General features: G+C 36.7%; 10 protein-coding genes. 9 read left to right on the top strand and 1 reads right to left on the bottom strand.

The window, feature by feature from the left end; genetic code table 11:
* Positions 1-33 precede the first annotated feature (33 nt).
* Both trkA and ABXT71_RS00925 read left to right on the top strand, forming a co-directional pair.
* On the top strand, positions 34-1,383 hold the full coding sequence (gene trkA, locus ABXT71_RS00930) for a Trk system potassium transporter TrkA (RefSeq protein ID WP_415371931.1): 1,350 nt from the start codon (positions 34-36) through the stop codon (positions 1,381-1,383).
* Positions 1,383-2,891 carry a TrkH family potassium uptake protein gene (locus ABXT71_RS00925; protein ID WP_415371930.1) on the top strand — a complete coding sequence of 503 codons (1,509 nt, stop codon included), beginning with the start codon at positions 1,383-1,385 and terminating at the stop codon, positions 2,889-2,891. The genes trkA and ABXT71_RS00925 overlap by 1 nt, the downstream gene beginning before the upstream one ends.
* A 35-nt stretch (positions 2,892-2,926) precedes the next feature.
* On the opposite strand, the gene purT is transcribed toward ABXT71_RS00925, so the two are convergent.
* Positions 2,927-4,090, bottom strand: a complete 1,164-nt coding sequence (gene purT / locus ABXT71_RS00920) for a formate-dependent phosphoribosylglycinamide formyltransferase (protein ID WP_415371929.1) — start codon at positions 4,088-4,090, stop codon at positions 2,927-2,929.
* Between the two features lie 211 nt (positions 4,091-4,301).
* Here purT and ABXT71_RS00915 point away from each other — a divergent pair, with 211 nt between their 5' ends.
* The 7 genes from ABXT71_RS00915 (at position 4,302) to ABXT71_RS00885 (ending at position 15,073) form a co-directional block, all read left to right on the top strand.
* Positions 4,302-5,099 carry a T9SS type A sorting domain-containing protein gene (locus ABXT71_RS00915; RefSeq protein ID WP_415371928.1) on the top strand — a complete coding sequence of 266 codons (798 nt, stop codon included), beginning with the start codon at positions 4,302-4,304 and terminating at the stop codon, positions 5,097-5,099.
* 619 nt (positions 5,100-5,718) lie between these two features.
* Positions 5,719-6,180 carry a hypothetical protein gene (locus ABXT71_RS00910; RefSeq protein ID WP_415371927.1) on the top strand — a complete coding sequence of 154 codons (462 nt, stop codon included), beginning with the start codon at positions 5,719-5,721 and terminating at the stop codon, positions 6,178-6,180.
* Between the two features lie 689 nt (positions 6,181-6,869).
* The gene (locus ABXT71_RS00905) at positions 6,870-8,429 is read left to right on the top strand and encodes a type I restriction-modification system subunit M (protein ID WP_415371926.1); all 1,560 of its coding nucleotides are present in this window, start codon (positions 6,870-6,872) and stop codon (positions 8,427-8,429) included.
* Positions 8,430-8,553: 124 nt separating this feature from the next.
* Positions 8,554-9,888 (top strand): restriction endonuclease subunit S, encoded by a 1,335-nt coding sequence (locus tag ABXT71_RS00900; protein ID WP_415371925.1) that lies wholly within the window; start codon positions 8,554-8,556, stop codon positions 9,886-9,888.
* A 33-nt stretch (positions 9,889-9,921) separates the two neighbouring features.
* Entirely contained in the window at positions 9,922-11,622 is a 1,701-nt protein-coding gene (locus tag ABXT71_RS00895) for a hypothetical protein (protein ID WP_415371924.1), read from the top strand.
* A gap of 4 nt (positions 11,623-11,626) precedes the next feature.
* The gene (locus ABXT71_RS00890; RefSeq protein WP_415371923.1) at positions 11,627-14,530 is read left to right on the top strand and encodes a type I restriction endonuclease subunit R; all 2,904 of its coding nucleotides are present in this window, start codon (positions 11,627-11,629) and stop codon (positions 14,528-14,530) included.
* A gap of 114 nt (positions 14,531-14,644) precedes the next feature.
* Positions 14,645-15,073, top strand: a complete 429-nt coding sequence (locus ABXT71_RS00885; RefSeq protein WP_415371922.1) for a hypothetical protein — start codon at positions 14,645-14,647, stop codon at positions 15,071-15,073.
* Positions 15,074-15,235: the final 162 nt, after the last annotated feature.

Below are 15,235 nucleotides of genomic sequence, written 5' to 3'. Positions count from 1 at the left end.
TGCCTTCTTAATTCTTATGTTGTAACAAACGTTATGAAGATAATCATTGCTGGAGCAGGCGAAGTAGGATTTCACTTAGCAAAGCTGCTTTCTTTTGAGTCTCAAGATATTACCTTAATAGATTCTAAAAGATCTAGTCTGGCGAATGCCGAGACACATCTTGATATACGTGTGATCAAAGGAGACGCAACCTCTATTGCTGTGCTGCGAGATGCTCAAATAGACCAGACGGACTTAGTCATCGCCGTAACTTCTTCTGAAACTACAAACATTACTGTATGCGTGCTTTCTAAGCAATTAGGAGCAAAACGTACGGTTGCAAGAATATCGAATACGGAGTTTTTAGAACATAAAGATGAGGTTGGGTTTGAAAAATTTGGTATCGATGAGCTCATCTCTCCAGAAGCGTTAGCCTCTGCTGAAATTGGACTACTCCTTAATCAGAGTGCCTTTAATGATACCTACGAGTTTGAAGATGGTGCCTTAACGATGATAGGGTTGAGCCTTTCACGTACCGCAGATTTTGTTGGTAAAACGGTTCATGAAGCGGCAAGTATCTTTCCTCACCTTGAGTTTATTCCTATTGCGATACAACGCTTTGGTACGCAATACACGCTTATCCCTCGCGGTGATACTAAATTTAAGGAGGGAGATCAAGTATATTTTATGACAACGAAGGCGGGTGTAGATGAAATCTATAAGCTTACCGGAAAAGTACGGCACGACATAAAAAATGTGATGATTCTTGGTGGAAGTAAAATAGGATATCAAACAGCAAGCAATCTATGTGGGAATAAGTTTAATGTAAAGCTCATAGAAAGCAATGCAGAAAAAGCATTTGAGATAGCAGATGATGTTCCTAATTGTCTGGTCATAAATGGCGATGGTAGAAATGTCGAGTTGCTTCAAGAAGAATCTATTCAAGAAATGGATGCCTTTATTGCGGTCACAGGAAATAGCGAAACAAATATCATGTCTTGCTTGGTGGCAAAATCTAAAGGAGTAAAAAAGGCAATTGCCCTAGTAGAGAATATGGATTATTATCAACTCTCTCACTCTATTGGGATTGATACCTTGATTAACAAAAAATTACTGGCAGCAAATAATATTTTTAGATACATCCGTAAAGGAGAGGTGGTTGCAATGACCAAGCTAAATAATATGAACGCAGAGTTGTTAGAGTTTGAAGTAAAAGAAAATGCGGCGGTGTGTAATGAAATCATCAAAGAAATCGATATTCCTAGGTCTGCAATCATTGGCGGAATAGTGCGTGAAGGTGAAGGCTTTATCCCATTGGGAGACTTTAAAATCGCTTGCGGAGATCGCATTGTCGTATGTTGCTTGCCGCAATCTATAGCGAAGGTGGAAAAACTTTTTGTGTAATGCGCCGTCATATTCGTAACCTTAATTACCGGATCATCATACATATTATGGGACTGCTCTTTGCAGTGAACGGTGGCTTCATGTTAATTGCAACCATTGTAAGTTTTGCCTATCAAGATGGGGTAGGGTTTCAAATGTTACTCGCCGGGATTGTTACTATTCTATTGGGAGGTATTACTATGCTACTCTCAAAAAACCACCGCAAAGAAATACAGAAAAGGGAAGGATACATTATTGTCACTTTTGGCTGGATCTTTATGTCGCTTGCAGGGACCTTACCCTATGTCTTTACTGGAGCGATAGATGGATTTACAAACATCTTTTTTGAAACGATAAGTGGGTATACCACCACAGGTGCGAGTATCTTGTCTGATGTAGAAAGCTTACCGAAAGGCATTCTCTTTTGGCGTAGCATCACACACTGGATAGGAGGGATGGGTATTATTGTGCTCGCCATTGCCATTTTACCTTTATTAGGAATAGGAGGGATGCAGCTCTTTGCTGCGGAAGCACCTGGGCCAGGAGGAGACAAGCTGCATCCTAGAATTACAGATACTGCAAAACGTTTATGGCTAATCTATGTAGGGTACACCATTGCAGAAACGATCTTATTACAAGTAGCGGGTATGAGCTTTTTTGATGCGATAAATCACTCCCTAAGTACGTTGAGTACGGGTGGTTTTTCTACTAAGAATAACAGCATTGCCTACTGGAATGATTCTCCTTTAATACAATACATTATCATTGTATTTATGTTTCTTGCTGGGACCAACTTTGTCTTAAGTTATTTTGCATTTAAGCGCAAGTTCTCCAGAATATTTATGGATGAAGAGTTTAGAGTGTATCTCTATGGAGTCATAGCTCTTACAGTTGTTGCAGCCTTGTTTATCTATGCTTATGCAGATGTGCAAGCATCAAGTATTGTGCATCCCTTAGTGTATGGCGAGTTTGAAAGTGCTGTACGGCACGGTTTATTTCAGGTGCTAGCCGTTGTGACCACCACAGGATTTGTGACTGCAGATTATACGATGTGGGCTCCGTTTTTAACCATATTTTTCTTTGGCTTAATGTTTTTGGGGGCTTCTTCTGGATCTACTTCTGGAGGAATAAAAATTGTACGTCATTTAATAATGATTAAAAATGGGGTTTTAGAATTTAAAAGAACCCTGCATCCTAATGCTATTTTACCAGTTAGATATAATAACAAAGCGGTACAAGCGCCCATCGTGTATAATATATTAGGCTTCTTTATTCTATATATGCTTTCCTTTATTGTGGGGGTACTTGTGTTTTCTTGGTTAGGACTCGACTTTAGGACAGCGCTCGGTGGCGCCGCATCTAGTTTAGGAAATGTAGGGCCCGCTTTAGGTAATCTTGGGCCTGTAGATACTTATGGAAGTCTGCCCGTCTTGGCAAAATGGTGGGCCTGCTTTTTAATGCTTATAGGAAGGCTTGAGCTGTTTACCGTATTAATTTTACTTACCCCATTTTTCTGGAGAAATCGATAAGTAAGTTCCGCTCGCTATAGCGAACCATATTTCAATTAAGATACTACCTTCACTTTACTGGCCAGTTCTTTGGCTCTTTTTGTAACGGCGGCAACAGATGCGTCTAGATGATCATAAGTTACCACTACGCCCATTCTTCTATACGGTCTAGAAGTAGGTTTCCCAAAAAGGCGGAAGTCACTTTTTTGCTCGCTGGCAATATCTTCAACTCCCTCAAAAGTAGGACTGCTTGACGTTTCTGAAGCAAGAATCACGGCGCTTGCACCTATTCTCTCTAGTGTTATTTCTGAAATTTTAAGCCCTAAAACAGCTCTTAAGTGTAATTCAAATTCGTTGTAGTTTTGAGTATTCGCGAGCGTTACCATCCCCGTATCGTGAGGTCTTGGTGATAATTCTGAAAAATAAACACCATCATCTCCCACAAAAAACTCTACACCCCAAAGCCCAGCTCCACCTAATGCAGCAGTTACTTTTGCAGCCATATCTTGTGCTTCTTGCAAGTGTGCAGCTTCCATCGTGGCAGGTTGCCAGCTTTCTTGATAGTCGCCTCTTTCTTGCCTGTGTCCTATAGGTGGGCAGAAAAGTGTAGGGGCTTCCCGTTGGGTAACGGTCAGTAGGGTGATCTCATAATTAAAGTTTACAAATTCTTCTACGATTACCTCGGCAACATCACCGCGAGAACCTTCCTGAGAGTAGGTCCAGGCTTTGTCAATATCTGCTTCGGTTTTTATGGTGCTTTGGCCTTTTCCGCTGGAGGACATTAAAGGTTTTACTACGCAGGGCATCCCTACGACAGCGACCGCTTCTTTTAAAGAAGTTGCTGAGGTGGCATACCTATATCTAGCGGTTTTTAGGCCTAGATCTTTTGCCGCAAGATCACGAATGGCTTTTCTATTCATGGTAAAGTTTGCCGCCTTTGCAGAAGGGATTACGGTAAAGCCTTGCTTTTCATAGTCATAAAAACGCTCTGTTCTAATGGCTTCAATTTCTGGTATAATATAATCTGGGTTGTATTTTGCAACAAGCGCATCTAGCGCCTTGCCATCGAGCATATTAATTACGGCCGACTCGTGCGCCACTTGCATTGCAGGCGCATTTTTATAACTATCAACAGCGATTACATATTGTCCCAAACGCTGTGCAGCGATCACAAATTCTTTTCCTAATTCTCCAGATCCAAGGAGGAGTATCTTTGCCATATTTTTTTTATTGAGTACGAAAGTACATTAAATCATTGTTTTAAGAAAAATTGATGTAAAATTAAATAACCTATGATTTTAGTGGGATAGTAACGGTGTTCGGGACCCAGCACCCATTGATGTTTTTAATAGGTGAAACAGTATTAATTATAAGAGTTAATTGAAAAATTGCTACTATCTTGAACGCTAAATTAACTTAAACCAATGTATTATGAGAAAAATTATTTTATCTGCATTTGCTATTCTTTTGAGCACTGCCATGTTTGCACAAGTACAAAATTATGCAATAGGTGATACTGTAGATGACTTTACCGTTACAGATACGGATGGCGTGGAATGGAATCTCTATGACCTTACAGCACAAGGAAAGTATGTGTATTTAGATTTTTTCTTTGATACCTGTGGGCCTTGTCAAACAACGCAACCTATCTATAATGAGTTTCATGATACATACGGGTGTAATGAATTTGAGATATTTGTGATTTCTATCAATAATGGAACGGATAATGACGAAGAGGTTATTGCTTTTGAAAACACGTTTGGTGGTGATTTTCAACACAGTCCCGCTGTAAGTAGTGATGGTGGTTCTGATGCCGTTGATGCCAACTTTGGTATTACTGCATATCCTACCTATTGTATGGTAGGCCCAGACAACACACTTGTAGAAAATGATATCTGGCCTATCGCTGATGTTAGTACCTATGAGGCTACTATTCCTGCAGAGTCTAACGCAACACCTATGGCGTGTTCTTTAGGTTTAGGAGATACGGCTGTACTAGATTTTACAATGTACCCTAATCCAAGTAATGGGTCTTTAGTACACCTTGATCTTCCTGTTGCTATGGACGATGCAAAAGTAACAATCTACAATACGCTAGGAAGCGTTGTATTTGCTCAAAGCTTTAATGGAGAACGTGCAGCTTTAGAAACAAATCTTTCTGCAGGAGCGTATCTAGTAAAGGTTACTGGAGGAGACATGGCTAACACCTTGATGCTTAAAGTGCAGTAATCTATTTAATTCTTATTAAACAAAAGCGCCTTTCTCCTAAACATAGGGAGAAAGGCGCTTTTTTTTGCGAATACCGAAATCCATAATGAGGTTCAACAAATGGGTGGTAATTTTGGCTGTGCCGGGATCGCTAGGCAAATGATCAAATAAAAATTTTACTAATAATTAAGTGTAAATACGTAAGTAGATTTAAAATATTCGGTGTAGGTTTACTGGGTAATTTTAGAGGGCATTAAACTTAGAGATGGATAGTGACCGAGTTGGTATATATAAATAAACCTTTTAAAGCGTACTTAATTCTGAAGTTCTCAAAATAAAAAATAGTGTAGTAGCTAGTGAATCACCTAAAATGAGTGAACATGGAGACAAAGATTAAGTGCTAGCTTCGCATTTATAGCATACTTATGCTTGCAATACGTGAGATAAATACTTTAGCGCAAAAGTTTACCAAATGGCAAATCGTGTTTGATACATGCGAGTTATTGGCAATTTGATGAAGAATAAAAAAATGACAAAAGCCAACGAATTAATCGTTTAAATAAAAATTTAACAAGGTCGGAATAAGCCGAATGAGACCTGTAAAATCGAAGTAGGTGTACGTTTATAAATAAGTAAAGTTATGAAAAAAAGTTTTTTAATTGTAATTATTGGAATGCTGTCATTGGGAATGTCTATGAATTCTTGCTCATCAGACGATGAAGATGAAACTGATTCAAGAGACCAATATGTTGGCACGTGGGTTATGGTCTCTGAAGGGACTGTAAATACGTTATTCAACGGAGATATTGAGGAAACTGAAATTATTAATGAGACAGAAACAGTAAATATTTCAAAATCTGGGGAGAATGATTTATTGATTGACGATAGAATATATTTTGTTAATGGTTTTAACCTTACTAGTACTCCGTATGCTAACCCTTTTGACTCAGTTGAATATACTGGCTCAATAATTTTTACAACCATTGGTGTATTAAGTTCAGATACTATTACACTCCAAAGTGATGTGACAGGTACTTGGTCATATGATGGTAGTGATGGAACTTTTAATGGAAATGTAGTAAATACGCTATCGAGAATGTAGTACATACGCTATCGAAATAGATGCTAAGTAAAAGCACAACTAGAACAACAACGCTGGAGCATCATAAACACCCTAAGGGCTAAGATGGATCCCTAGGTCTATAGTGGTCAAGAACCCATAAGAGATGCCGTCCTTATCTTTATAGATTTATAATAATAAAGCTTGTCGTTATACCAACAAAGAAAACGGTACACTTAGTAACTCGTTTGTGTCGTTATAGAGTCACTTCTATCTCGAGCTTGGGTTGTGAATACAGTACTCTATTTAATTACATTATATATTAAAAGAGTCTTTCTCCTACACATAGGGAGGAAGACTCTTTTTTTTACGAATACGGAAACCCGTAATGAGGTTTCATACACGGGTGGTAATTTTGGCTATGCCGGGATCGCTAGGTAAATGATCAAATGAAAAATTTTCCCATAATTACGTGTTTACACGTATCGCGTCTATGAATGGTCTTTGTAGGTTTACAAGGTGCTCCTTGATGGTTTCCCAAAAATAAAATAAATAGTAAAATTTAAAAATACGGCGCTATGTTAACCCCAAAAGTTAGCACCTTTATAAACGCCAAAGCCCGCATACTTGATTTACCTTGTAAAAAAATCAAGTCAAATAAAAAACACAATGCTTTTATTTACAAACCTGACCTCAAAGCAATACAAGCAAGACAAGCAATAAAAAATTAAATGACCGAACAAAAAGCACAACTAGAACAACAACTCTGGAACATCGCAAACACCCTGCGTGGAAAGATGGATGCCGATGATTTTAGAGATTACATATTAGGCTTCATATTTTATAAGTACCTGAGTAAAAAAATGGATTTGTATGCCAACCGCATCCTAAAACCTGACGGACTCACCTTTCAGGAAGTAGAAGGACACGCCCAAGAAGCAGCTTTTATAGAAGCCATTAAAGATGCCGCACTAGATAAACTAGGGTATTTCTTATTGCCATCAGAGCTCTTTAGCGAACTCGCCAAAAGAGGAAACTCTGGTGGAAAGCACCAATTTATTTTGGGTGATCTAGCAAAAGTACTCACGCATATAGAGCAAAGCACTATGGGTTCCGAAAGTGAAGAAGATTTTGGTAACCTGTTTGAAGACCTAGATTTAACAAGCCATAAACTCGGTAAATCCGAAAACGATAAAAACGAACTCATTGTAAAAGTACTCTCGCATTTAGACGAGATTGATTTCGATTTAGAAAACACCGATAGCGATGTGCTAGGCGATGCCTATGAATACCTCATTGGTAAATTTGCCTCTGGCGCAGGAAAGAAAGCAGGGGAGTTTTATACCCCACAACAAGTATCAAATGTGCTGGCACAACTGGTAACCGTGGGTAAAGACAGGCTAAAATCTGTGTACGATCCTACCTGTGGATCCGGTTCTTTGTTATTACGCGTTGCCAAACAAGTAAAAGAAGTTAGTGCGTTTTACGGACAAGAAATGAACCCGACTACCTATAACTTGTGTCGAATGAACATGATTATGCACGATGTGCATTACAAAAAGTTCGATATTAAAAATGAAGATACCCTAGAGCGACCGCAACATCTAGATCAACGTTTTGAAGCCATTGTAGCAAACCCGCCATTCTCTGCCAAGTGGAGCGCAAGCCCCTTGTTTATGAGTGACGACCGTTTTTCTAACTACGGAAAACTAGCACCAAGCTCTAAGGCAGATTTTGCCTTTGTGCAACACATGGTGCACTCTTTAGCAGATAACGGAACCATGGCCGTAGTGCTACCACACGGCGTATTGTTTAGAGGCGCAGCCGAAGGGCACATCCGTAAATACCTCATCCAAGACCGCAACTACCTCGATGCCGTCATAGGGTTGCCAGCCAACATCTTTTATGGAACCAGTATTCCTACCTGTATTTTGGTGCTAAAAAAGGAAAGAGTTCATAAAGACAACATCCTGTTTATAGATTCAAGCCAGCATTTCGAGAAAGTAAAAACGCAGAACTACTTGCGTGAAGAAGACATCAATAAATTAATTGATACCTACAAAAACCGAAAGCCAGAAGATAAATACAGCCATGTAGCCCAACTGACAGAAGTAGCAGAAAACGACTACAACCTAAACATACCACGTTATGTAGATACCTTCGAAGAAGAAGAACCTGTAGACCTGGCAACCGTTTCTACCGCCCTCAAAGCCATAGACACAGCCATGGCCACTACAGATGCCACCATAGCCGATTACTGTAAACAATTAGACATAGACACTCCTTTTTAATGGATAGATTAGAATATATATTATTAGGGCACGTCCGCCTCCTGGCGGATCAGGCTTGCGGCACTCGCTATTTTGCGAAAAGCAATATGAGCTCAAACAAATGCCTTAATCCTTCGTGCAACTTATGAGTAACGCTTTAACACATATCGATAACAAACCGTCCTCACAACCGTCATTGCGAGCTAGTCATTGCGAGGACGAAGGACGACGCAAACTCAAGCAATCTCCCGCATTAAGATTCAAGGAGTTTGATGGTGATATTGAAGAAACTTTGTTTGGAAGTCATTATTCATTTCATACAACAAATTCACTTTCAAGAGATAAACTGAATTACGATAAAGGGGAAGTTAGAAATATTCATTACGGTGATATTCATACAAAATTTCAAACTCACTTTCATTTAGTTAACGAATATGTTCCATTGATAAATGAGGATGTAGATTTAGCAAAAATTAAGGAAGACTCTTATTGTAAAGTTGGTGATTTAGTTATTGCAGATGCATCTGAAGATTACGCAGATATTGGAAAATCTATTGAGCTTATTGATATTAATAATGAAAAATTATTAGCTGGCTTGCACACATTCTTAGCAAGACCATCATCTGAAAGTACATCTGTTGGCTATATAAGTTGTTTGCTTAAATCTTGGAAATTGAGGAAGCAAATAATGACAATAGCGCAAGGGACAAAAGTTCTGAGTTTATCTGCTGGTAGAGTTTCGAATTTAAAATTAAATATCCCAACCCTCCCCGAACAACAAAAAATAGCATCTTTTTTAAGTGCGGTAGATAATAAAATACAGCAGCTCACCAAAAAGAAGGCATTGTTGGAGCACTACAAAAAAGGCGTAATGCAACAACTCTTCTCTGGCCAACTCCGCTTCAAAGACGAAAACGGTGAGGATTATCCTGATTGGGAGTGGGTTGGAGGAAACGAATTGTTTGATAATATTTCGGATAAAAAACATAATTCAGACTTGCCAATACTTGCAATTACCCAAGATCAAGGAGCTATTCCTAGAGAGTTGATTAATTATCAAATGACCGTAACTGAAGCAAGTGTAGCAAGTTATAAGGTTGTACAAAAAGGAGATTTTATTATAAGTTTAAGAACTTTTCAAGGAGGAATTGAATTTTCAGAATATCACGGTATTTGCAGTCCAGCATACAATATACTTAGACCAAGTTCTGATGATGTTGACAGAGCTTTTTACAAGTTCTACTTAAAAACATCTTTCTACATAAGACAATTACAAAAGAATTTAGAAGGAATTAGAGATGGTAAAATGATTAGTTATAAATACTTCTCAGAGATTAAAGTTCCATTTCCATCTAAACCAGAACAACAAAAAGTCGCTACCTACGTATCGCGTATCGATACCAAAATAGAAAGTGTAAATAATCAAATGACCCAAACCCAAACCTTTAAAAAAGGGCTGTTGCAGCAAATGTTTGTTTAAATAAGATAAAATTAATAAGAGTATAATTTTTTTATGGATAAGAGTAGAACCGCAGAGTATAAGTCTAAAGATTATAGTAATTTCAATTTAAAATTCCCGGAAGTTGAGTTGTTACTTGATCAAATTGAGATGATAAAGCGAAGAAAAATTAGAGACAGTGATGAAGTGATAAACTACATTGATCCACTTAATCATGTAAAAACTCTAAAAAATCCAGTTAATCATCTAATAATTGGTAGGAGAGGTGCTGGAAAAACATCTTTATTAATAAAAGTGATTGAGGAAATAAAAAAGACAGGCGGGTTTATTACAACTGTTGATATGCAAAGCAAGCAGCGCCTAAGTGCAGATTTACCTTTAGTAGAGGTTCTTTTGAAATTATATACTGAGTTGTTATTGAATATTGAATCGAACCAGACTTGGGAGCCATATATTAAAAGAAAATCAAAAATCAAATTTTACAAATTAAAATCGCTTTATTTCGGGTTAATAAAAAAAGAACTTTGGACAAATGACTTTGTTAAGTTTGATACTTTACACTTTTCAATTATTAATATAATTGGACAATTGGAACAAATAAAAAAGACACCAGATGGGGCTAGTTTAAAAACATCGGAAGTAGATACAAAAAAAAGAAGTAAAATTAGTAATTTAAAAGTTTCATCTACTATATCGGCTGATACAAAATATTTGGAAATAGTTAATGCACAAGCCTATATAAGAGCAAATTACAGTATTGTCTCTGAAGAAGAGAAATTACAAAATAAAACAACCGAATTTATTGTGTCTTATTCTAAAAAAGAGGCCTTAGATATTTTAAAAAATGAAATTGTTGAGTGTTTAGAAAATTTTCATAATCTAATTAAGATTCCAATACATCTAATTCTTGATGATTTTTATCAAATCCCTATTAATAATCAACCTTATATTTTTCAATATTTACATGATTTAAATAAAGAAACTTCTAAAAAAGTTTTTTCTTTTAAAGCCTGTCTAGTTCCTCATAGATTTAAATTAAATGAAATTAGTAATAAGATATTATCTCACAAAGATGATTTCAGTACAATTAATTTAGATCGAGATTTTTATGAATTAGAAGACAACAAAGATTTATTGTTCAAAATATTATGTGGTATAGATCCCTCATTAGGCTTTACCTCTGTCAGAATACATAAGTTATTTAATGATCAAGTAGTTTTAAATAATTGCATTAGGGCTTCTGGAGCTTTACCAAGGTATTTTTTAGATGTGTTTAGTAATATGGTTAAATATTCCTTAGCAGAAAATCAAACAAAAATTCATAAAATGGTGCTTTCTATGGTTATTAGAAAGATCAAGCAGAGTAAAGATGAATTAATAATTGAAGAGGCATATTTACCTGAAATGCAAATTCGAAAGCTTTATAGAATTATTGAGGAGGAAGTTGTACATGGTTTAAGAACCAATGTTGTTCTTTATCCATATGAATCTTTCAAGGATAATGAAGGGATATTAAATAGTCTAATAAATTTGGGTTATCTGCATAGGGTTAAAGAAAAAATTGTTGTAGAAAAATCAAATTATGTTCCACTTTTCATAGATATGGTATTCACACACACTCAATCTGAAAAAATGCCCACAGGGTTTAGAGATGTTAAATTTTGGACGAAAAATGGGAAAGAACTTAAAGAGTCTCCTAAATGGGAGTTTAATAAATCAAAGTTAGAAACAATAGAGTGTCTTAATTTGAATTAGTATTATGTCATTTCATCAAACAGAATTAAACTTAGAAAATAACTTAATCAAACAATTAATTGTTTTAGGATATGAATCAGCCAAAGTAATGGATGGCGATGCCTTGGTTTCTAATTTGAAATCACAGCTCCAAGCATTTAATAATACGGAGTATACCGATAAAGAATTTGATGCCATACTCAATCACTTGGCCAAAGGCAATGTGTTTGAAAAAGCAAAAACTCTAAGAGACCGTTTTAGTTTTACCAAAGAAAATGGAGAAATAGCCTACGTTCGTTTCTTCGATTCAGAAAACTGGAATAACAACTTATTTCAAGTAACCAATCAAGTCACACTAGAAGGGTCGTTTAAAAACCGGTATGATGTTACTTTGCTAGTCAATGGTTTGCCACTGGTACAAATAGAGTTAAAACGCAGAGGCTTAGAAATTAAAGAAGCTTTTAACCAAATTAACAGGTATCAAAAACATTCGTTCTGGAGCAACCATGGCTTGTTTCAATATGTACAGTTGTTTGTAATTAGCAATGGTGGCAACACCAAGTATTTGGCAAATAACGCCTTGCAATCGGTAAAACAAACCTTTTATTGGGCAGATGCTACCAATAAAAACATTACAGAATTAGACGAGTTTGCAGCAGCATTTTTAAACTCAGATCATTTGGGTAAAATGATAGCCAATTACATTGTAATTAACCAAACCCATAAAATTTTAATGGTGCTTCGCCCCTACCAGTACTTTGCTACCGAGGCGTTGATTAAGCAAGTGAAAACCAATACAGATAATGCCTACATCTGGCATACCACCGGTTCTGGTAAAACCTTAACTTCTTTTAAAACGAGTCAGATTCTAATGGACTTGCCAGAGGTGTATAAAGTGGTGTTTGTAGTAGATCGTAAAGATTTAGATTATCAAACCATGCAAGAATTCAATTCTTTTAAAGATGGAAGCGTAGACTCTACAACCAACACAAATAGTTTGGTCAATCAATTTTTAGGAAAATTTAAAGATAAAAAGGGAGTCGCAAAAGATTCAGACTTAATCATTACCACCATACAAAAACTAAACAATGCCATTTCAGGGAAGTATCGCAAGCAATTAGAGCCTTTAAAAAACGAACGTTTTGTGTTTATTTTTGATGAGTGTCATCGAAGTCAGTTTGGAGAAACTCATGGAAGAATAACGGAATTTTTTGGTCAAAGTCAATTGTTCGGTTTTACGGGTACCCCCATTTTTGCAGAAAATGCTTCTAAAAACGATTTAGGAAAACGGACCACCAAAGATTTGTTTGGCAACTGTTTGCACAAGTATGTAATTACAGATGCCATACGCGATGAAAACGTATTGAAGTTTGGTATTGAGTATTACAGTGTTTTCAAACACAAGAACAAACCACAGTTTGACAAAATGGTGGAGGATATTAATAAAGAAGAAGTTTTTAATGATCCTAAGTACCTTGAAGGCGTTGCGAATTATATTATCGCCAACCACAAACGAAAAACATTTAGTAAGGACTACTCTGCATTATTTGCAGTAAGCAGCATTGATGCAGCTATTGCTTATTATGAGTTGTTCCAGCAAAAGAAAGAAGCAGGGGAGCACGATTTACGCATCGCAACTATCTTTACCTATGGGGCAAATGAAGATGGTAAAGAAGCGCAGGATTATATTCCTGAGGATGATTTTAACATGGCCGCAGAAACTGAGCTTGCGTATCAATCAAGTCATACACGTGATAAATTAGAAGGTTTCATTGGTGATTACAATCAAATGTACGGCACAAGCTATACTACAAAGGATAGTAAGTTGTTTGAGGGCTATTTTAAAGACATCAGTAAACGTTTAAAAGAAAGAGAGAAGCAGCACTTTAATGATGATAAGGATCGCTTAGACATTGTTATTGTGGTCAACATGATGTTGACAGGTTTTGATGCAAAAAAGGTAAACACCTTGTATGTAGATAAAAACTTAAAGCAGCATGGGTTAATACAGGCCTTCTCTCGAACCAATAGGATTTTAGGAGAACAGAAGTCGCAAGGAAACATCTTGTGCTTCCGCAACCTTAAAAATGCTACAGATGATGCTATTACCTTGTTCTCAAACAAAGATGCCATAGAGGTAGTTATTATGCCTGAATATGAGGACATCGCAAAGAAGTTTGATGAGGCTTTTACAAACTTGAAAGAAATTACGCCTACGTATGAGAGTGTAAACGATCTAGTGAGCGAAGAGGATGAAGCAGCCTTTGTGCAAGCCTTTAGAAAGTTAATGCGTACCCTTAATGTCTTACAGTCCTATACAGATTTTGATTGGGAAGACTTACCGCTTGATGCACAAGAATTTGAAGACTACAAAGGAAAGTATCTTGATTTGTATGAAAAAGTAAAACGAGATACTGTTAAAGAAAAAATATCTATTCTCGATGATATTGATTTTGAATTAGAATTGATACACAGAGATAGAATCAATGTCGCGTATATCATTAAGCTTTTGGCAAAAATGAAAGGCGATAAAACAATGGGAGCTGCAGCACAAAGAAAAGCAATCATTGATTTGTTAGGAGGCGATGTGAAGCTGCGAAGCAAACGCGAACTTATCGAGAAATTTATTGACGAAAACCTGCCTCATATTTTAGATGAAGATGCTATAGAAGAAGAGTTTGAACAATACTGGCAAGACCAAAAAGTATTGGCTTTAGGGAAGCTTTGTGAGGAAGAACATTTAGATAAAGCCCAGTTTAAAGCCTTGATAGATGCTTATATTTATAGTGGTCAAGAACCCATTAGAGATGCCGTTTTTAAATGTTTAGATAGCAGGCCAAGTATTCTAAAGGCACGAGATATAGGAGAACGTATCCTTGATAAAATGAAAAAATTTGTGGAGGTGTTTGTTCAAGGTATGGTTGGGTAGTAGCTTATTTATTGAATTTTAAAAAGCAATTATAGCTGTCAGCATAAGAAAAACAGCCCTAAAAACGAATTGAATAAAATAAAAACAACGTATTAATTTTATAAAAACAGCAGTATGAAAAACACAGGATTTTTGATTTTGGGACTCTTTATTTTTATTTCTTGCGGTAGTGTAAAAGACAAGAATAAAGACATAGAAGTAGAAGAAGAGTTTGCGGTAGAAATCGTTGGTAACGATAGAGATGCACATGGCTGTATAGGAACTGCAGGTTATACCTGGAGTCAAATAAGGCAAGAATGCATTCGTATTTTTGAAAGTGGACAGCTCTTAAGTCCTATAGATAAGAGTGAGACCTCTGCTGCATTTGTGGTTTATAGTGCCAATTGGTCAAAGCTTGAATTATTTTCACCTACGTCAAGCACCAGTATCATATTGCTCAAATCTGAAAACGATACTTATAGTGATGATGCCTATCATTTTGATGTGCTTACCGCTACACTCACCATAAATGGGGAAGTTAAGTACATGGGAACTAACAAATAGCACTGACAGCTGTGATAGGCTGGATGCTGTTTTTTAGGATAATTTTGAATTAGCTACAAATACATTAAAACACGATTTTAAGGATAGGTGTTAGTACCTACGCTATATCGTGGGTCTTTAGGGTGCTACAACAAATGCTGTCAAGCGAATGTAAGAAACAAG

The sequence above is a fragment of the Patiriisocius sp. Uisw_047 genome (assembly GCF_047730165.1).
In the GTDB taxonomy this organism is placed as follows: domain Bacteria; phylum Bacteroidota; class Bacteroidia; order Flavobacteriales; family Flavobacteriaceae; genus Patiriisocius.
Note: the sequence above shows the minus strand (reverse complement) of the source record. Positions and strands in the feature narration are given on the sequence as shown.

Coding starts and splice junctions, on each gene's coding strand:
- ABXT71_RS00885 (WP_415371922.1), top strand. CDS start 14,645: ATGAAAAACACAGGATTTTTGATTTTGGGACTCTTTATTTTTATTTCT.
- ABXT71_RS00895 (WP_415371924.1), top strand. CDS start 9,922: ATGGATAAGAGTAGAACCGCAGAGTATAAGTCTAAAGATTATAGTAAT.
- ABXT71_RS00910 (WP_415371927.1), top strand. CDS start 5,719: ATGAAAAAAAGTTTTTTAATTGTAATTATTGGAATGCTGTCATTGGGA.
- ABXT71_RS00925 (WP_415371930.1), top strand. CDS start 1,383: ATGCGCCGTCATATTCGTAACCTTAATTACCGGATCATCATACATATT.
- ABXT71_RS00900 (WP_415371925.1), top strand. CDS start 8,554: ATGAGTAACGCTTTAACACATATCGATAACAAACCGTCCTCACAACCG.
- ABXT71_RS00905 (WP_415371926.1), top strand. CDS start 6,870: ATGACCGAACAAAAAGCACAACTAGAACAACAACTCTGGAACATCGCA.
- trkA (WP_415371931.1), top strand. CDS start 34: ATGAAGATAATCATTGCTGGAGCAGGCGAAGTAGGATTTCACTTAGCA.
- purT (WP_415371929.1), bottom strand. CDS start 4,090: ATGGCAAAGATACTCCTCCTTGGATCTGGAGAATTAGGAAAAGAATTT.
- ABXT71_RS00890 (WP_415371923.1), top strand. CDS start 11,627: ATGTCATTTCATCAAACAGAATTAAACTTAGAAAATAACTTAATCAAA.
- ABXT71_RS00915 (WP_415371928.1), top strand. CDS start 4,302: ATGAGAAAAATTATTTTATCTGCATTTGCTATTCTTTTGAGCACTGCC.